Below are 19,457 nucleotides of genomic sequence, written 5' to 3' on the forward strand. Positions count from 1 at the left end.
ATTTCAATTCTTAATTACCTGTACTAAAACCATAAACAATCCCATCTTCTCCACCAATAATAATCATTCCATTAATTACCGCGGGGCTACTTGAAAGAGCTGCACCTAGTTCGTAGGACCATATTTTTTCACCTGTTTTTAAATTTAACACATAAATTCTTCCATCACCGGAACCAAAAACAACCTTTTCTCCCGCAATTACAACTGAACCATCAATCTTTCTCTGAGTTTTAAAACTCCATAGAACTTTGCCGGATTGCTGGTCAAAACAATAAATGTTTTTATCCTGAGAACCAATCACTACTTTGCCATCAGCTAAGGCAGGTGATCCGAGGAAAGGACCAGCTTTGTACTCCCATAATGTTTTCTTAGACTTTAAATCAGTGGCATATAAACCGCCGTCATAATTTCCATAAAAGGCCTGGTCTCCTGAAATTGCCGCTGAAGAAGCAATATAAGTACCTACATCAATCTTGTCTTTTTCCTTGCCATCCGCAACATTGATCATGTGCAAAAAACCATCACAACCACCGAAAATAGCAATTTTTCCATCTGTTGCAGGAGCACCATTGATATAATTATCTGCCTCAAATTTCCAAATCATTTCACCCGTTCTTGCATTCACACAGTGAAGAAAAAAATCGTAACTACCTACGATAATCCATTTTTCTTTTTTATCAGGAGAATAAATCCATCCTGCTGAACCGGATATTTGACCATCGGTTTGATACTTCCACCTCAATTTACCCGACTTTGCTTCAAGTGCAAAAAAATCACCCTGTAATGTTCCGAAATAAATAGTGTTGTCCAATATCAAAGGTGCTGCTTCAATTGAATTCTTCGCTTCAAATTTCCACATTAGCTTCCCATCCATTGACAAAGAGTATAAAAATCCATCATTGGAACCAATATAAATTTGATTATTACAAACTACAGCCGATGATTTTATGGCATCCTCTGTTTTAAAAGCCCATTTCAATTTGATAGAATTGCCAATGGAAACAGGAGTGTAGCCCGTGAGTTCCTGATTTGCCCGAAAAGATGGCCAACAATTGTTAGTTTGAGCAAGACTTTGTCGAGGCAAGACAATTAAAATCCCTACCATCATTAAAATAACAGCTAATGTACTTTCGAATCGCCACTTGGCGGTGAGAAAACTCTTAGGTTTATTTACAGATTGAGATTTCTCACCCATTTGCAGTGGGATTGAAATAACAGAAGTGATATTTTTATCTTTTCTCATCTTTTCAAAATTAATCAATTAATGAAATTGCCCCTGTAGGGCATGCATTTGCGCATTCGATGGCTGTTGAAGTCAAGGCTTCATCTATCGATTTTCCAAACGGGACCTTTATTCTGACATCAAATCCTCTGCCAATAAAAGTCAAACCGAATTCTTCTTTCCTTTTACTCGTGATTTCAACGCATAATCCACATTTGATGCACTTTTCAGGTTCATATACGATCACGTCTTGTTTAAAGTGTTTACTGAGCTTATTCCGTTCGCCCAATAAATATTTTCTTCGATCAATTTGGTAAGCATCCGAATGGATCCTTAGCTTACAATTATCTATTTTCCGGCAATCGCAATGCATGCAACGATTGGCTTCCTTTTGTGCATCAGCTATTTGATAAGGATCTAAGCCCTCATAAACTTTATTCTCAATAACTTTATTTTTTGATTCTTTCAAATACTCCTGAATTTCTTCATTAGCCAGCTTTCCAAATTTTGAATTGAACATTTTGGGTGCTTTTACCATTTGTTCTCCCCGAAGGAATTGATCAACTGAACGAGCAGTATCTTTCCCTTGAGCAACAGAACGTACTGCCATTTTTAAAGATTTCACAGCACTACCGCATGCAAACAGCCCGGGAATTGAAGTTTCAAAAGTATTTGGATTGATTATTATTCCTTTATCATTTGACTCAAGACCATCAATTTTAAAATTTACTTGGTCAATGGCTCCTGTTGCTATGATAATAGCATCGTAGTCGATTTTTAAATGTTGATTGATGAATGCAGAATCTATATTTGTATTAAGCTTAAATTCAGCCCCATAAGTCTTTAAATAGTTGATTTCCGAATCCAATACTTCAATTGGCAAGGGTTTATCCAATTTCAAATATCTCAATGATCCACCTGCTAACTCATTTTTGTCGAAAATGGTGCAAATATGACCAGCCTTTAGTAAATAAAATGCAGCAGCCAGTCCGGCCGGACCGCTACCAATAATCGCCACCTTTTTCCCTGATTTGGTTTGTTTCTCAGGAAAGAATGTATGATTTCCTCTGATATCCTCAGTAGCAACAAATTTCTTTAATTGGCAGATTTGCACCGGTTTATCAACTGAATTTCTGCGGCAAACCTTTTCGCAAGGAGCAGGACAGATGTACCCCAGAATATGAGGTAAAGCAATCTCTTCTTTTACAACTTCAATCGCTTCAGCGAATTTTCCTTGAGCAATTAACCGGTTCATCATAGGAATATTCATATCGGCCGGACATCCCAAAGTACATGGAGCTTCACAATCGCCCACATGATCGCTCATGAGTAGTTCCAATGCATCTTTTCGGGCATTCATTACTTCCTGATCAGATGTAATGATGTTCATATTTTCGGCAGCAGGCAATGCACAACTTGGCAATAGTTTACCTGAGTTTCCATCCTTCACCAAACAAACCATGCAAGATGGATGGTTGTGAAAACCTGCGCCCTCCAAATAACACATGGTCGGAATATCTATCCCCAATTCTGCAGCTGCATTCAGAACGGTAGTTCCTTCAGCAACGATTATTTCTTTTCCGTCTATCTTAAGTTTAATCATTTTATACAGTTATTACGGCATTTACCGGGCAAACCTGCCTACAGATATCACATTTGATGCATTTCTCGGTATCGATTTCATGCAACTGATAAGGTTTGGCTAAAATTGCATCTGTCGGGCATCGTTGAGCACATTTGGTACATCCATTGCAATCCTCGGTAATTTTGTAAGTAATCATGGCTGTGCACTTTCCGGTCAGGCATTTCCCATTGATATGCGCTTCATACTCATCCCTGAAATGCTTTAAAGTTGACAATACCGGATTTGGCGCAGTTTTCCCTAAACCACAAAGGCTGCCTTTTTTAGTAGTATGTGCCAATTGTTCAAGTATTTCTAAATCAGCCATTACCCCTTTACCACTGGATATTTTGTTCAAAATTTCCAGCATTCGGGTGGTTCCAACTCTGCAAAAAGTACATTTTCCACAACTTTGGTTTTGTGTAAACGAAAGAAAATATCTTGCAATATCCACCATACAATCATCTTCATCCAAAACAATCAAACCTCCCGATCCCATCATTGCACCTGCACCGCTTAGCGATTCATAATCAATTGAAATATCTGACATCGATGCCGGAATGCAACCACCGGAAGGGCCACCAATTTGAACAGCTTTAAATTTCTTGCCGTTTGGGATACCACCACCAATTTCTTCTACAATGGTTTTAATGCTGATCCCCATTGGAACCTCGATCAAACCGCCCCGATTAATTTTCCCGGCTAGTGCGAAAACCTTTGTTCCTTTGCTATTTTCTGAGCCAATATTATTGAACGCTTCTTCCCCATTTCTTATAATCCATGAAACCATTGCAAAAGTCTCCGTATTATTAATCAGAGTTGGCATTCCGTTTAAACCTGCTTGCGCAGGGAATGGTGGTCGCATGCTGGGCATTCCCCTATTTCCTTCAACTGAGGCAATCAAAGCAGTTTCTTCACCACAAACAAAAGCTCCAGCACCTTCAAATATCTTCAAATTAAAGGAGAATTCGCTGTTCAATATATTTTTACCAATTAAGCCTTCTGCTTCGCACATTTTGAGTGCTTCCCTGATCCTTTTTACCGCAAGCGGATATTCAGCCCTAATATAGAAAATTCCTTCGGAAGCGCCCACCGCATAAGCTGCTATGAGTATGCCTTCAATTACCCTGAATGGATAAGATTCCAGAAGCATTCGATCCATGAAAGCACCCGGATCACCTTCATCTCCGTTACAAATGATGTATTTTTTATCAGCTATTTGTTTTTCAACCAGTTCCCATTTCAATCCTGTAGGGAAGCCAGCTCCACCCCTGCCCTTTAATCCACTGTCTTTGATAATTTTTATAATTTCTTTAGATGATAATTCAGCAATGCATTTTTTAAATGCTGTGAAACCGCCTAAACCTTTGTACTCTTCCAAATCGGTGGGTTTTATTTCACCACGGTATTCAGTAGCAATATTAATTTGCCGGTTCAGAAATTCAGAAACAGGGGTATCTCTTCTATCGCTTTCATATCTGGCAGTTGATATAGGAATCTCATTAAAGACAATGCCTTCGAAATAATTATAAAAATTACTCCTTAATCGATCAATTAAATTGGTTGGTTTGAAGTGTTTCCGAATTACGCTGTTTACTTCTGCCGCCGAAATTTTTGCATAAAATGTTGGTACTTCGCCGGGTTTATGGATTTCCAGCATGGGAACCTGATTACAAATCCCAACACAACCTACCTGCTTTACACTCACATTGATCCTGTTTTTATCAAGTATGTTTTCAAGTTCGGTCTTTACCAAGGCACTGCCACTGGCAACACAGCATGAACCCAATCCCAGCCTTATTTCTCCTTGTATTTCTCTGGTTTTAATACCCGACCCTACATAAGCTTCTTTCGGATTATTCTTGGAATTAATAAAATCGGTAAGGGTTTCTGAAACCTTTTCCGTAGTCAAATGCCCATAGGTAATATCATCGATTTGAACAACCGGAGCAATGGTGCAGCATCCCAAACAGGCTACTTTTTCAATGGTGAATAGTCCCTGGGCATCTGTATCTTCAATTTCATCCGTGATTTTTAACTCGCGCCGATAGGCGTCATAAACCTGCATGGCCCCTTTCACGTGACAAGCAGTGCCAACACAAATTTTTATGATGTGTTTACCAACCGGCTTATGTCTGAACTGTGAGTAAAAAGTAGAAATACCATAAATTCTGGCAGCACTGATATCTGTATTCTTACAAACATAATCCATTGCCTCTTCAGGCAAATAATTAAACTCACCCTGAATCGCTTGCAAAATTGGAATGGCCTTATCAACCGTTTTGCCGTGCTTAAGAATAATCTGATCTACTATTTCAATAATTTCCTTGCTCATTTAAAACTCAGTCTTTACAATTACCTGTCGATCTTTTTATTAGATTTAAAGACGTTAGACATTAGATGTTAGACGTTAGACGTTAAATACTTAACAATACGTATCTTTGCTAGTCAAACTCATAACTCATAACTCATAACTCATAACTCATAACTTAATTTCCTTTGCTTATGCAAAATAAATGATCTTCGGTCCGCACAAAGATTTGTCCATCGGCAAATGCAGGTGAACTTACCACACTTTCTCCCAAAGCAGGCTCTCCAATCAATTCAAACTCTTTACTTGCCTTGTAAATACGCATAATCCCATCCCTATCGATTAAATATATTTTATCCTCAACAATAATTGGTGATGCATAAAAACCATTATCAAATTCGTGTTCCCAGTATTTTTCTCCCGTTTTAGCATTGTGACAAACCACCACACCATAACTTGTTACAACAAAAAGTAAATCTTTTGTAGCAACCGGACTTGGCACATCAGAAAGATAATCAAAATCTTCCCAAATCACTTTTGGATCGTTTCCCCCACCTATGGCAACTAAACTGGCATATTCATTTAACCCAAACACAATTCCATCAGAATAAGCAACCGAAGGCCCGACTTCCCCATAAATACAATCGATTTTCCAAAGCTCTTTTCCTGTTTGAATATCATAGCCCGCGATGCTTGGATCGGCGATCAATACAACTTCAGCTTGATTTCCGCGATTGATAATCACCGGTGATGCCCAGGAAATTTTCACTTGTCGTGTTGTACTCCATAACTCGGCTCCTGTTTGGGTTGATAAAGCCATGACCCTTGGTGACTTTCCCTGATCATATTGAACAATCACTTTATCACCATAAACTAAAAGTGATGAAGAGTGCCCGTAATGGTTTTGTGGTACGCCCAAATTCTTTGCCCAAACTTGTTTTCCACTGAAATCTATCGCGATGATATCGCCATTGGCGAATATCGCATAAACATTTTTGCCATCAGCAGTGGCAGTTGGGGCAGCTTGACCTGTATCCTCCGTAACATCGGGACCAGTTCCCGGTGATCCAGGAATTTTATCTACTATTTTGGTCCACAGTAAGGCTCCAGTATTTTTGTTATAACAATATACTTCCCTCGTTTGCTTATTTGCTCCGGTTAAAAACAACTTATCGCCCCAAATAATGGGTGAGTTATACCCCTTTAGATTAGTTTTGGTCTTCCACAAGATATTTTGATTGCTGGGGCCATCCCAATTTGTTGGAATATTCTTTTGATACGCGATTCCTAAACCATTTGCACCCCTGAAGGATGGAAAGTTCTTTCTGGCTTCCAGCACAAAATCAGGGATACTGGCTGCCTCTATTGGAATATTGGTTTTTGCAGATGGAGTTTCCGTTACCGCAACATTTTCAACTTCTGACTTATCGTTGGGTTGAACGTCACTTGCTTGATTAACAACCTCACCTTCATTGGTCTTTTCTTCAACTAAGGTAGTATTCACTTTTCGGTTGGGGGTTTCTTCTGTATGTTCAGGTTCATTGGTAGATGCAATAATTGCGGCTTCCTTAAAGGTTTTTTCCAATTTATCGTGTGTAAGAAAAGCCAAAATCAAGGCGATCACTACAATAGCCCCTCCACCAATAGAAATCCATTTTCGGGATAACTTTTTAAATAGCTGATCATTCTCCGTAACGGATTCATCTATAATTGGATTGATGGGAGTGGTTGTCCGAACGATTTGAATGGCAATCAACATTACGGCAATACTAAATAACAAGATATATCCTCCTGCTCGAACCTGCCACTGATTTGTAAAATAAGCCTTACGTACAAGTAAATCCAAAGCCCGAATTTCGTTCCGAAGTGCTTCGTCGTTTGGATTTTCACTTAACCGTTTAACCAAAGTATTGATGGCTTCCGTATTTACCGGATCAAGACGGTTTATTTGTATGTAATTGGCAATGACCAAAAAACAAATCAAGAATGCAAACACACCGGCAATGACGGCTATCGAATTCCAGAGTTTAACATTAACTCCTATTTTTTTATGCTCAACTAAACTCATATTTTATGCGTTTTTATCTCTATTTTATCTTTTTCAACCGGGCAATAATCGACACAGCGGGCACAACTGAAACAAGTTCCTTTGTTTGGGGTATAATCAATTCGGTAACGGATGATGGTCAGTTTTGCAAGGGTCAATCCAAATACCAAACCCAGAAATGCTCCTAATATCCATCCTCCAAGGTAAAAATCACTGACGATATCCGCCGCTTCGGTAAAAAGTTCTGCCCTTGTTTTTCCTGATGATCGAAAAGCATCAATATCAATGCTAGTATCTTCGTCAAGTATAGTAGGATTCTCATGAATAATGGATGCTAAACGCACTTTAGGATTAACTTTTGCAAGGGTTTCATGAAAACTTGCTGCAGTCCAACCACCAATAAACATCAGCACCGGAATGAGAATAATCATCCATGAATATCTCTTAATAATCGTCTTTCTGTCCTCAGCAACTTTAGCCGCAACAGGCTTATTAATAGCACCAAACGGACATGAATCCTCACATAAACGACATTGGATACATGCTGCCGGGGTAATGGTTAAATGTTTTTTTGAAAGTCGGCTTGTTAGATTTAGCAATACTCCATAAGGACAAAGAAATCGGCAATATGGTCTTCCGATAAACATACCGATCAGTAAAAATGCACCACCTAATGCAAACATCATGAATGTAGCGTTGAGTCTGAATATCCCGATAAACGGGTCGTATCTGCAAATCACAAAATCTGTTGATGTCGCGGCATAAAGTATTGATAAGCCCAGATAAATATACGGTATGACACCAAGAACAGACTGCAACCATGCTTTCATACTGACCGGTCGAAGGAGGAAAAAATCCTGTATGGCACCCAAAGGGCAAACAGCTGCACAAAATGTTCTTCCATAAAACAGTGAAAATAACAAAGGAGCCGCAAAAAACACCAATACTGATATCGGAATATGGTAACCCGGGTTAAAGATTGCCAAAACGATATTTTGTAAAGAGCCTACTGAACAAACACACCCTTCCCTGAAAAATCCGAAATAAGCAATTGAAAAGATGGACATTAAAAGAACGCCTATTCTGGATCGCTTTTTAAGTACTAACCATGTAACAAAAGATAAACTTGCAAGTAATACAACAATGTCCAGATACTCAAGGATTGGTGCCCGTGCTTCGGGCATCAGCGTTGGAGGCTGGGTATGGCCTAATTCAAATTCAGGCTTGGGAAAACGTTGCTGAGCAAACACACTTGTAAATTGAAACGCGGTAAAAATTAAAAATAAAATGACAATTATCTGTTTTTTCATCAAAATAGCTCCCAAATTAAATTTTCTTACTCTGACCAGAAGTTCCCTTGAACAAATAAGGATCGTTTGCTGGTACCCTTGTATACGCGTCAGAAGGGCAAACTCTTGCTATGGAACACTCATTGCAATTCACACATAAATCGTGATTCACCTGAATTTGCATGGAGCCGTTCCCGAATGAACTGCATCCTTTCATACATTTAGCGCAGCCAATGCACAAATCTGCATTGATATGATATTCGAAAAAAGGTTCTTCAATAAATATTCGCTCAATGGCACTTGTTGGGCAAAGTTGGTTTTCAGCAGCGGTCGAACGATCCTTTGCCTCGGGCCGGAAATAACCACCACAAAGATCGCAGTATCCACACATATCATAAACATGTATCAGCTTAACAGCGGATGGTGTTAAAACACAATCGGTTGCACATCTGCCACATTGAACACATTTCGCAGCATCCAATTGCCAAACCATATCGGTTCCCAAGGTATTTTTCGCTAAGACACCGCCCAATCCTCCGATACCAACTACCAATGAGAACCTGAAGGTATTGTTCAGAAACTCTCTGCGATCAATTTTTTTATTTGATTTTTCTTTGGTCATCTTTTATTGGTGCTAGATTCATTTTTCTTTTTAAAATCATCGGCTTCAGGCAATGAACAATTCTTTAATTGCTTACAATTTTTGCAGATAAAATCTAACTCGCATTTTTCATCTCCAACCGGTTTAAGCAATAAATAAGCACCTCCTGCTACAATTCCGCCCACAATTAAACTCCTGCCAACTTTCTTAATAAAATTTCTCCTGTCCATCATCTTCCAAGATTATTTATTAATTTTTTCAAAAATCCTGACCAGTCCTTTTTTAGGATCGGAAACATAAATACGATCTTTTGTATCAACAGCTAAATCCAGATCGGTAGTTCCTGCGATAAACTGATCGGGGCCTGCAACCACACATTCAAAGTCACCTGTAGGCCTATGAATTTTTACCCTTTCGATTCCTTTTTCGCTCGTAACGAATGACCCATCTGATAGCATGGCAATGTGTGAAGGATTACAGCAGCCGCTAAACCCATCCAATTGCATTGAAGTTCTTTGCCATGAGGCAATCATTTCCCCATTTGGCCTATAAGATTCTAATTGATGAATTCCGGGATTTACTGCCCAAAGTTCATTATTCCTTCCAATCAACAAATCGAAATATGCACTAGGCAGAATAAATCCTAATTTTCCATTTCCAGTATCTTTTTCACCAATTTTATTTTGTAATTCCCCATTCAGATTAAAATGATAAACTGTCTTTTTTCCTGCGTCTGCAACAAAAACAGAAGTTTCATTAACAGCAATGGAAGTAAAAATTGAAGAATCGCTTATGCTAGGCCACGATTGTAGCTGAACACCATCCTTGTTCCAAACCTCCACATGTTCGGACATCCCCAAATAAATATTACCGGAAGGAGCAACCGTCAGGCAGTAGGCATTATCCTTTAATGGAATTGTGCTTATCAATTGTCCGACCGAACTATAAATAAACAGCTTCTCTGTACCTGAAACATAAAGATTGTTGTTGTTATCTATTGCAATTCCATATAAATAATCTGTTTCAGGTTTGATCGCAGGAAGCTCTTCATAACAAATCAAAGAAGGATCTATTTCTTTTTGATTGGTCAGATCATATTCGTAAGGATTTTCCTGATTTGGCCCTTTCGAGAAGAAAAAATCGCCAGCCATGAAACCCACAACAACAAGCAGCAATACAACAGAAAGAATTAGAATATTTTTTGGTTTCATCTGTAAATATTTTTTAGTTTTTAGCTCTGATATTTATACAAACCATTTTCTTTGAATCACGCATCAATAAGTACCCATCGGCCAATGCAAAAGGTCCCCAGGCATCCTGACCATCTATGATTTTTGCCTTGTCCAGAAATTCGAAAGAATTTAAATTGACTTTGGCAATCGTTAAGGTGCCATCATCATTTAAAATAAAAAATTTATTATCCGCCATGATGTATGGCCCCAGTCCAAAACGATCTGTTTTACCACTCGTCCATAAAATGTTTTTAGGATTGTTTGGATCCACACACAAAAACTCATTACGGAGTCCGCCTGCATCTTTCGGTGCGACAGAAAACATTCTACCTTTATATAGAATGGGTGTTTGCTGTTCAGAAGCAATTCCTTCGCTTGGTTTATAGGTTTGAAGGTGTTGAACCGAATAGGTGTCGCCAGTCTTTTTTAATTGAAATAATGCGGCACCGGCACCATAGCCTGCCGTTGCATAAAATTTACCATTTCCCAGCATAACCGGTGATGGCGCAATTACGTTTGGTGCGAATGCATTTGTTTTCCATAATATTTTTCCGATATCAGGTCCTTCGGCCGAAATACCAACAATCCCGCCCACTGCAAAATAAACATACATTTTCTTGCCTTCAAAAGTCATAGGCATAATGGAAGAATGCGACATTTGCCACTTATCAGGATTTGGGGTTTCCCATAAAACTTCTCCTGTGGCACAATCAACCCCAATCAGAAGGGAAGAACCTCCTGGAGCTAAAATTACGACATCATCAACAATAATCGGGCATTGACCTGTGTACCAGAATGGAATCTCAGTTCCATATTCTTTCACCAAATCTTTGCCCCATAATAAATCTCCTGTTTCAGGGTCAACACACATCACGTGGCATCGGGGGCCCATCGTTACCAAATACTTTTCAGTGATGGCAGGTACGGTTCTCGACATGCCATGGTTTCGTTTTACTTTAACCAAATACCATCGGCTCCATAACTCTTCTCCTGTTTCAAGCGAAAAACATCTTAAAGCATCTGTATTTCTTTCCTCAACATAATCAAGCACATAAGCTTTGCCATTTTGAATGACCGGTGCTGCATGACCTTCACCCAACTCAACCTCCCACAGAATATCCGGACCGTTACCCCAACTATTAATCAAAGGGATTTTTTCTTTGTTGATATTATCGAAGTCAGCTCCGCGAAAACGGGTCCAACTTCCTTTTAAGTTTGAAGATTGTGTGGTATAATTCATAAAACTTGCCCCAATCTTAATATTTTCAGAGGCTCCATCAGCAAGAGCCGGACGGTTATCCATCCCCGGCAAACTCATTGATAAATCTTTGGTTGGGCTATGCAGAAACCAGTATACAAAGACAACAATACAAGTTAAAATTGCAAGTGAAATTGCGCCTGTTTCTACCCTGGTTTTAAGCATCATTTAATCAATAGTATTATTAGTTCTAAGTAATAGTTTCATCAAGATTCTGAAGTCCATATACAATAACATACCTTAGATCTGCGAAGATACGGATTAGCATATCTTGAATAAATATAAATTGCATATTCGCCTGCTATTTGAACTACTTCTAAAGAACATATCTCAATCTCAATCTCAATCTTAACCTCAACCTTAACCATCGCAACAACTCCTTTATAAGTTAATATAAACAGCTTATTATCAGCCGCTATGACTGTTCCTTCTGATAATTTATCACTACTAAATTTAACCTTTCCAGTATACCAATCAATACAAAACCATTTTCTTTTCGGACTACTTGAAACATATAAATCATTCCCTATTCTTACTGCATCGCCCATTTGTGGCCCAATAGAATCGTGCCTCCAAATCATTTCAGCGCTTAATCCATCGTCGGCAATCTTAAACATTCTGGATCCATCTCTATATCCTTCGATGATAAATAATAAACCATCGTGATACAAAGGTACACTGGCATGAATACCATATTTGGGTTCTGTAAGTTCCTGTTTCCATGCAACTTCTCCATTTTCAATATCAACGGAAACCAATGCATTAAATGTCATTGTGATATAGTATTTCTTTCCAAAATGCTCAATAATTGTAGGAGAGCAATAGGCATTCATTTCTCCGGTTCCTTTACTTACCCAAAGGGTTTCACCTGTTTCCTTATCCAAGGCAATGATATTGCTTTCTTCTCCACCGATGGTACAGAACAACCTATTCCCGTCAATAATAAGGTTTTCATGAACTCCGTGTTGACTATTTCTTCCTGCCAGCTCATCAATTAGCTTTCTCTGCCAAATTAAAGTACCATCTTCAATACTAAAACAATACATCACTCCCAAGCCATCAAAGACATAGCCTTTTCCATCAAGTATAAGTGGTGTAGATCGTTCAGCTGGCCAGGTTGTCATCCACTCTTTGCCTAATTCTTTTTTCCAAAGAAGTTCACCTGATTTGCTAAATGCAAATAAGGAAGTTAAACTATCTTCCAAGTTTGTTCCCAGAGTAAATACCTTTTCTCCGCCAAAAGCAACTGAAGAATGCCCTGCACCAAGTTGTTCATACTTCCACAATAATTCAGGACCCTGTTCCGGCCATTCATCCAATAGATTTTTTTCATTAAAAATACCATCACGGTTGGGACCTCTCCATTGCAAGGATTCAGCAGAATCTTTCTGAGAAGAGCCACAACTTGTAAAGCTTAAAACAATTAGGCTTAGAATTAGTGTTTGTATAGATTTCATATCATTACTTTTTTTTGATATCGTAAGCCATAAGTTCATTCACATAACGGATATAAAGAACGCCATTGTGAATAACCGGATGTGCAATATGTAGTTCGCTTCGCTTAGGTAATTTGAAAGAACCTTTATCGATGAATTCAGATTGGGTAGGTTCTACCAAGCCAACCACGCCACTGTAACCATAAATATAGATATGATTATCTGCATAAATTGTGGTGCCGGGAGCAAACTTTCGAAGTTCGAATTTTACTTCTCCTGTCTTCCAATCAAGGCACACCAATTTGTTTTTCGATTCGGCTGAACCATATACATTATCTCCAACCACTACCGAATGACCTTGTGTTTCGTCCATGATCTCATTTTTCCAGACCCTTTCTGCACTTTTACCGTCAGCAGCTATTTTTAGCATATATGCCCCAACTTCAAAACCATCCATTAAAAACAGATATCCATCACGGTAATAAGGAGAATTGGCATGAGCTCCATTTTTTATTCCATCTAAAGGATAGCTCCATGCAAGTTCGCCTGTGGTGATATTAATTGAAAGTGCTGATTTATCAGTCATTGTGATGTAATATTTTTCTTTGACAATGGCGATTATCCGAGGATTGCAATAAGCACTTTTTTCGCTCATCCCTTTATTACTCCAAATTAATTCACCTGTAAAGCGGTTCAATGCAATCACATTATACTCTACTCCACCGGGAGTACAAAAAAGAGCATCCCCTTCTATTAATAAATTCTCGGACATTCCATACTGCGTAGGCTGGGCACCAAATTCAGAAGGAAGATCTTTTTTCCAAATAAGATCACCATTTTCAACAGACAAGCATAACAATTCTCCGATTCCACTTAAAATATAAACCTGTTCGCCAACAATTGTGGGTGAAGATCTAACTCCGGGATAAGATTTCATCCATTCTTTTCCATAGGCCTTTTTCCACAATAACTTACCATTCATATCCAAATTGAACAGGTAACTGATACTATCAAGAGTACCACTGATAAACATTGTTTCACCAACAAAAGTAGGGGATGAAAAACCTTCGCCCAACTCAGTAAATTTCCATAATAGCGCAGGGCCATCCTCAGGCCATTCAGTTAATAATCCTTTTTCTGCATAGATTCCATCCCTATTCGGACCTCTCCATTCAGATTGGGTAATTGTATTTGAAATTTCCTGGGTTGAACAAGATGCCAATAAAATCAAAGATAGAATTGACAAGCATATCTGTGAATTAATTTTCATATAATTTGGTTAAGAATTTTATAATGCGATATCAAAGGCCCACAAAGTGGAATCATATCTGATATATAATTTCTTTTTATGAATTACAGGATGCGCAGAATGATCACGGCTTTTTTTTCCTTCTAGTTGAAAAGTACTTATCACTTCGAAAGAATCGTCGTTGGCTTTAACCAAACCAACTTGTCCATTGATTCCATACCAGTAAAATAAACCATCAGCAAAAATAAAAGTACCCGAATTAAATTCCTTGGTGGTGAACTTTTCAATGCCGGTCTTCCAATCAACGCAACTAAAGCCTTTTTGCTCCCAGTTGGATCCAAATAAATTATCCCCAAACAACATGGCATCGCCATTTTCTAAATCCATCAGATCGTTCTCCCAAACCCGCTCTATACTTTTACCGTCTTCGGCAATCTTAAGTAAAAAACTACCGTTTTCCCATCCGTTCATAATGAATAAGTTACCGTCGCGATATAGCGGTGAATTTCCATGAATGGCGGATTCATTGTTTGTAGGAAATGTCCATGCTACTTCACCATTTTCAGCATTCAGGGCCATCACATTTAATGCAGTAACAGTAGCCAAGTATTTTACACCTCCATGATTAAAGATTGTGATCGGGCAGTAAGCACTTGGGGTTCCGGATCCTTTACTTTCCCAAACCAAATCGCCTGTAAAACGATTCAGCGCAATTACATTTGACTTGGTACCACCTGGAGTACAATAAATTTTATTTTCATCAACTCTAATAACCTCCGTCATTCCAAATTTAATTTGGGGTGCTCCATAAGTTTTCATTAAATCAACTGTCCAAATATTTTCACCATCTTTGGTATTAAAGCAATAAACAACCCCAACGCTACTCATAACATATCCCAGGTCACCATAAATTGTTGGTGTAGGCCGAGATCCGGGAAAGTTCAGCATCCATTCAGGACCGTATTCTTTTTTCCATTTGAGATTTCCCTCATGGTCGAATGAATAAATAAAGCCAACGCTGTCAGGAGTTCCGGTGATGTAAAAACGATCGGATGTAAATGCCGGGGATGAATATCCTTTGCCCAGTTGATCGTATTTCCAAGCAACGGTTGGCCCATTTTCAGGCCATTCAGTTAATAATCCTTTATCAGGGAATTTGCCATCCTCATTTGGTCCTCTCCACTTACTAATATCCGGGGATTTGCTTACACAACTCGCTACCAGAATTAGCGATAGCACGATAATTGCCAATTGCTTATTTTTCATTTTTAATTGATTAGGAGATTTTTGAATGATTATTCGCTTTTAATTGAATATGCCATGAATGCATCTTCATGCCTGATGTATAATATTCCATCATTAATTACTGGGTGTGGCCAAAATGGCCCTTTTTTCCCTAAAGTAACCTGAAATGAACTGATCACATCAAAATTATCCGGTGAAGCTTTTACCAATCCCACATTGCCATATTTTTCATCATAAATGTACAGATAATCACCTGCTGCTATTATTGGGCCTTTACTATTCCACATCTTTTCATAAATAGTTTGACCGGTTGTCCAGTCAAGACAGATCCATTTTCCGCTGGTGTTATTGTCCCATGAAGAACCATAGATATAATTTCCAATTTTAATAACCGAACCATGCTGACTATCAAGCACATCATTGGTCCATTCAACAGAAATGGAAGCCAAATCTTCAGTTAATTTTAGTTTGACTGCTTTTCGATCATAACCACTTGTAATAAAAATACTTCCATCCTCGTACAAGGGGGTATTTGCATGATTATCGCGAGCCCTGCTTTCTGCATAAGGCCGATAATCAAATTTCCATAATATTTTCCCATTGTCAGGATTCACGCCTATCAAATGATTTTTGGTAAAGGTTGTAATAATTTTGATCCCATTTTTCTCAATTAAAAGCGGGGAAGCGAAAGCAGGTGCTTCGTGCATGCTTTCAGAAGCCCATATAAGTTCACCATTTGTTTTATTCAACGCAATCAACATTGTTTTTTTTCCACCAGTAGTATAGAACAATTTATTGTCAAGTATCAAGGGCGACTCAGATAATCCGAACATACCAAACTGCCCTTCATACATGCCATGTGCATCCACCTTCCATAAGATGCTTCCATTATCGGCATCCAAACAAGCAATCTCTCCCATCCCACTGGTTACATAGAGTTTATGATCTTCAATGGTAGGAGTACATCGGCTGGCCGGATAGTTTCTCAGCCATGCCCTTCCGTAAACGGTCTGCCATTTAATATTACCATCCATATCCAGTGCCGTCAGTACATCCGATGTATCCTGAACCCCAGTAAGATAAATGGTTTGGTAAGCGATAGATGGGGAAGAATAACCAGATGGTAAATCAACCTTTGACCATAACATTTTTGGCCCGTTTTCGGGCCATTCAGTCATTAATCCGGTTCCATCATAAATTCCTTTTCGGCCTTCGCCCCTCCATTGATAAACTTGGGAATAACCTAGCAATGATAATAAAGTAAACAGTATAGTTGACGATAAGGCTTTTTTCATCATTTTTAATTTTAAGTTTAGGATTAGTCTGGATAAAATTCAAAATCTAAGTTTATTCTTTAATATTATAAGCCATAAGTGCATCTCCATGCCTAACATATAAGATACCATCTTTGATCACCGGATGAGTCCAATAGGGTCCTTTACTACCTAATGGGATTTTAAATGAACTTATCACTTTAAATTCATCTGGAGTAGCTTTGACAATTGCCACGGTTCCGAATTTTTCTTCATAACAATACAATAAGCCTTCGGCAGATATGATCGAACCTTTATTGATCCATTCTGTTTCATATTTGGTTTCTCCGGTATTCCAATCCAAACACACCCATCGGCCCATTCCATTATTTTCCCAGTTCGAACCATAAATATAATCGCCTAATTTAACAGTACCACCATGATGCACATCAAGTACATCATCACTCCATTCAAAATAAACTTTTTTGAAGTCTTTGGACAATTGTAGCATCACGTTACGATGATCATAACCACCAGTAATAAACAATTTCCCATCGCTATATACTGGGCTGTTACAATTTATATTTGCCCTGCCCCTGCCTCCGGCGAACGCCCCAAAACTGAATTTCCAAAAAATTTCACCATCAACAGAATTAACGCCAACAACATAGTTTTCAGTTACATTGACAATAATTTTATTTTCTTCTGTTTGGATTAGTATTGGTGAAGCATAAGATGGATTATCCTTTAGTGTTTCTGTCATCCATATGGTTTCTCCTGTATTTTTATCCAGTGCAATCATAGTTGTTTTTTTTCCTCCCGTCGTAAAAAACACTTTATTGTCGAGAACGATTAATGACTCTGCGATCCCCCATCTTCCATAGGTGCCTTCAAATTTATCCATCGCCTTCACCTGCCATATAATGTCACCATTAAAAGCATTCAAGCAAGCCAGATCGCCATAACCACTTGAAACATAAAGTCGTTCATTTTCGATCGTAGGTGTACATCTGCTATTTGGAAAAGCACCATTCCATGCACATCCGTAATTGGTCTGCCATTTGATCTTTCCGTCTAAACTTAGGGCAAATACAAACTCCAGGGAATCACGGATACCGGTTAAATAGAGCATGCCATAGGCTTTTGTTAATGCAGAATGTCCGATTGGGATATTTTCGATCGACCAAATCATTTCAGGGCCATTTTCAGGCCATTCTTTTAATAATCCTGTTTCATTATTATAAATTCCAGTTCGGCCAATGCCCCTGAATTCATCAATTACCTGGCTATAGCTTGATAATAAACCAAATACAAATAATATGGATAAGATGAGTTTTTTCACAGTAAGTTTTTTAGTTAAAGAAGTACTTGATACAAAAAACGATGTTTTTACCAATATATCCAAGACAGAGAATAACTTTTGGATAAAGTAAGCAGAAACATCGCGTAACTGATGGTTTTAACAGACATAAAATTTATCCGGAAATTGAGTAAACCATCATTGAATTTCCATGTCGAACATATAGCCTTTTACCAGATATGACAAGGTGTGCCCAATGTTGTGCCGAACCATAGGGAACTTTAAATTTACTAATAATTTTAAAACTATCGTTTGTTGGCTCAACCAAAGCAACTTCACCACTCGTTCCGTACCAGTAAAGCAAACCATCGGCCATAATCAAGTTGCCACTTGCGATCTCTTTCGAGTCGTAAAGTTCTGTTCCTGTATTCCAATCCAGACAAACCCATTTACGACTTTTGTCGCCTCCACCATAAATCCTGCCTTTATCAAGTATAACTCCCCCCATGCGGCTATCAAGACTTTCATTTCGCCATAATTCGGTAATTGATTTCCCATCATCCGAAAGTTGAAGCATTACCCCTCCTCTACCATAACCGCTTACCACATAAAGTTTTCCGTCTTTAAAAAGTGGTGAATTAGCATGAACTGAATATTGATTGGTTTGTTCATGGCTCCAAAGTAATTCTCCATTTTCTGCATTAATTCCCAGAATTGAGAATTCTGTCATAGTAACTAATATTTTAATACCACCCCACTCGATAAGCCCGGGTGTATTGTATGCGCTTTTTTCGCCTTTAGCCTTTGATTTCCATATAAGCTTTCCTGAATCTTTATTCAAAGCAATCACGTTGGCATCCAACCCACCAACCGTACAAAACAGTTTTTCATTTTCAATCAAAAGATTTTCGCACATCCCCCATACAATATTTCGACCGTCATAGTCGGTCATGATATCCACTTTCCAGATCAGGTCTCCGCTTTTTGCATTCATACAAACAATAAGTCCATAACCGGTCATCAAGTACAATTTGTTATCTTTAATCAAAGGGGTTGTTCTTACACCTGGCCAGCTTTCTATCCATTCCTTTCCAACTTCTGATTTCCATAGAAGATTGCCTTCATTATTGAATGCAAAAACATAAGTAATTCCGTTTAAAGTTCCTGTAGTATATACCATATCTTTGGTCACGGCTGCCGAGCCATGTCCATCACCTAATTCATCAAAATGCCATAACAATTGAGGGCCTTCGGCAGGCCAGCTTTTTAAAAGTCCGGATTCATCGTATTTTCCATCACGGTTCAAGCCTCTCCATTGTACAGAATTTTGTGATAGTAACTGTGTGGTAATTAGCAGGCTAAATAATGCAAGTAGTCTTAGTTTCATAAAAAT

At 38.5% G+C, this 19,457-nt stretch carries 15 protein-coding genes; all 15 read right to left on the reverse strand.

The window, feature by feature from the left end; all coding sequences use genetic code 11:
• Positions 1 to 10: 10 nt before the first annotated feature.
• The 15 genes from KKG99_13195 to KKG99_13265 all read right to left on the reverse strand — a co-directional run bounded on the left by KKG99_13195 (position 11) and on the right by KKG99_13265 (position 19,451).
• Entirely contained in the window at positions 11 to 1,243 is a 1,233-nt protein-coding gene (locus KKG99_13195; GenBank protein ID MBU1013951.1) for a PQQ-binding-like beta-propeller repeat protein, read from the reverse strand.
• Positions 1,244 to 1,253: 10 nt separating this feature from the next.
• Entirely contained in the window at positions 1,254 to 2,825 is a 1,572-nt protein-coding gene (locus KKG99_13200; GenBank protein ID MBU1013952.1) for a (2Fe-2S)-binding protein, read from the reverse strand.
• Between the two features lies 1 nt (position 2,826).
• Positions 2,827 to 5,178, reverse strand: coding sequence for an NAD(P)H-dependent oxidoreductase subunit E (locus tag KKG99_13205; protein MBU1013953.1), 2,352 nt, complete (start codon positions 5,176 to 5,178; stop codon positions 2,827 to 2,829).
• A 154-nt stretch (positions 5,179 to 5,332) separates the two neighbouring features.
• A complete protein-coding gene (locus KKG99_13210) occupies positions 5,333 to 7,222 on the reverse strand; it encodes a PQQ-binding-like beta-propeller repeat protein (GenBank protein ID MBU1013954.1) in 1,890 nt (629 codons plus the stop codon).
• Complete coding sequence (locus tag KKG99_13215; protein MBU1013955.1) at positions 7,219 to 8,511, reverse strand: 4Fe-4S binding protein; 1,293 nt, start codon at positions 8,509 to 8,511, stop codon at positions 7,219 to 7,221. Before KKG99_13215 ends, KKG99_13210 begins: the two co-directional genes overlap by 4 nt.
• Positions 8,512 to 8,527: 16 nt before the next feature.
• The gene (locus KKG99_13220; GenBank protein ID MBU1013956.1) at positions 8,528 to 9,112 is read right to left on the reverse strand and encodes a ferredoxin; all 585 of its coding nucleotides are present in this window, start codon (positions 9,110 to 9,112) and stop codon (positions 8,528 to 8,530) included.
• Positions 9,109 to 9,324 (reverse strand): hypothetical protein, encoded by a 216-nt coding sequence (locus tag KKG99_13225; GenBank protein ID MBU1013957.1) that lies wholly within the window; start codon positions 9,322 to 9,324, stop codon positions 9,109 to 9,111. The genes KKG99_13220 and KKG99_13225 overlap by 4 nt, the downstream gene beginning before the upstream one ends.
• Before the next feature lie 9 nt (positions 9,325 to 9,333).
• A complete protein-coding gene (locus KKG99_13230) occupies positions 9,334 to 10,302 on the reverse strand; it encodes a hypothetical protein (protein MBU1013958.1) in 969 nt (322 codons plus the stop codon).
• Between the two features lie 13 nt (positions 10,303 to 10,315).
• On the reverse strand, positions 10,316 to 11,749 hold the full coding sequence (locus tag KKG99_13235; protein ID MBU1013959.1) for a PQQ-like beta-propeller repeat protein: 1,434 nt from the start codon (positions 11,747 to 11,749) through the stop codon (positions 10,316 to 10,318).
• Positions 11,750 to 11,787: 38 nt separating this feature from the next.
• Positions 11,788 to 13,038: a PQQ-binding-like beta-propeller repeat protein gene (locus KKG99_13240; GenBank protein MBU1013960.1), complete on the reverse strand. Its 1,251-nt coding sequence runs from the start codon at positions 13,036 to 13,038 to the stop codon at positions 11,788 to 11,790.
• A 4-nt stretch (positions 13,039 to 13,042) separates the two neighbouring features.
• The gene (locus tag KKG99_13245; protein MBU1013961.1) at positions 13,043 to 14,287 is read right to left on the reverse strand and encodes a PQQ-like beta-propeller repeat protein; all 1,245 of its coding nucleotides are present in this window, start codon (positions 14,285 to 14,287) and stop codon (positions 13,043 to 13,045) included.
• 18 nt (positions 14,288 to 14,305) lie between these two features.
• The gene (locus KKG99_13250; protein MBU1013962.1) at positions 14,306 to 15,532 is read right to left on the reverse strand and encodes a PQQ-binding-like beta-propeller repeat protein; all 1,227 of its coding nucleotides are present in this window, start codon (positions 15,530 to 15,532) and stop codon (positions 14,306 to 14,308) included.
• A gap of 29 nt (positions 15,533 to 15,561) precedes the next feature.
• On the reverse strand, positions 15,562 to 16,809 hold the full coding sequence (locus KKG99_13255; GenBank protein ID MBU1013963.1) for a PQQ-like beta-propeller repeat protein: 1,248 nt from the start codon (positions 16,807 to 16,809) through the stop codon (positions 15,562 to 15,564).
• 49 nt (positions 16,810 to 16,858) lie between these two features.
• Positions 16,859 to 18,106, reverse strand: a complete 1,248-nt coding sequence (locus KKG99_13260) for a PQQ-binding-like beta-propeller repeat protein (protein ID MBU1013964.1) — start codon at positions 18,104 to 18,106, stop codon at positions 16,859 to 16,861.
• Between the two features lie 133 nt (positions 18,107 to 18,239).
• Positions 18,240 to 19,451 (reverse strand): PQQ-like beta-propeller repeat protein, encoded by a 1,212-nt coding sequence (locus KKG99_13265; GenBank protein ID MBU1013965.1) that lies wholly within the window; start codon positions 19,449 to 19,451, stop codon positions 18,240 to 18,242.
• Positions 19,452 to 19,457: the final 6 nt, after the last annotated feature.

The organism is Bacteroidota bacterium (assembly GCA_018816945.1).
Lineage (GTDB): Bacteria > Bacteroidota > Bacteroidia > Bacteroidales.

What these genes read in the sequence shown, in the direction of transcription:
- KKG99_13195 (MBU1013951.1), bottom strand. Translation starts at nt 1,243, where the DNA reads ATGAGAAAAGATAAAAATATCACTTCTGTTATTTCAATCCCACTGCAA.
- KKG99_13200 (MBU1013952.1), bottom strand. Translation starts at nt 2,825, where the DNA reads ATGATTAAACTTAAGATAGACGGAAAAGAAATAATCGTTGCTGAAGGA.
- KKG99_13205 (MBU1013953.1), bottom strand. Translation starts at nt 5,178, where the DNA reads ATGAGCAAGGAAATTATTGAAATAGTAGATCAGATTATTCTTAAGCAC.
- KKG99_13210 (MBU1013954.1), bottom strand. Translation starts at nt 7,222, where the DNA reads ATGAGTTTAGTTGAGCATAAAAAAATAGGAGTTAATGTTAAACTCTGG.
- KKG99_13215 (MBU1013955.1), bottom strand. Translation starts at nt 8,511, where the DNA reads ATGAAAAAACAGATAATTGTCATTTTATTTTTAATTTTTACCGCGTTT.
- KKG99_13220 (MBU1013956.1), bottom strand. Translation starts at nt 9,112, where the DNA reads ATGACCAAAGAAAAATCAAATAAAAAAATTGATCGCAGAGAGTTTCTG.
- KKG99_13225 (MBU1013957.1), bottom strand. Translation starts at nt 9,324, where the DNA reads ATGATGGACAGGAGAAATTTTATTAAGAAAGTTGGCAGGAGTTTAATT.
- KKG99_13230 (MBU1013958.1), bottom strand. Translation starts at nt 10,302, where the DNA reads ATGAAACCAAAAAATATTCTAATTCTTTCTGTTGTATTGCTGCTTGTT.
- KKG99_13235 (MBU1013959.1), bottom strand. Translation starts at nt 11,749, where the DNA reads ATGATGCTTAAAACCAGGGTAGAAACAGGCGCAATTTCACTTGCAATT.
- KKG99_13240 (MBU1013960.1), bottom strand. Translation starts at nt 13,038, where the DNA reads ATGAAATCTATACAAACACTAATTCTAAGCCTAATTGTTTTAAGCTTT.
- KKG99_13245 (MBU1013961.1), bottom strand. Translation starts at nt 14,287, where the DNA reads ATGAAAATTAATTCACAGATATGCTTGTCAATTCTATCTTTGATTTTA.
- KKG99_13250 (MBU1013962.1), bottom strand. Translation starts at nt 15,532, where the DNA reads ATGAAAAATAAGCAATTGGCAATTATCGTGCTATCGCTAATTCTGGTA.
- KKG99_13255 (MBU1013963.1), bottom strand. Translation starts at nt 16,809, where the DNA reads ATGATGAAAAAAGCCTTATCGTCAACTATACTGTTTACTTTATTATCA.
- KKG99_13265 (MBU1013965.1), bottom strand. Translation starts at nt 19,451, where the DNA reads ATGAAACTAAGACTACTTGCATTATTTAGCCTGCTAATTACCACACAG.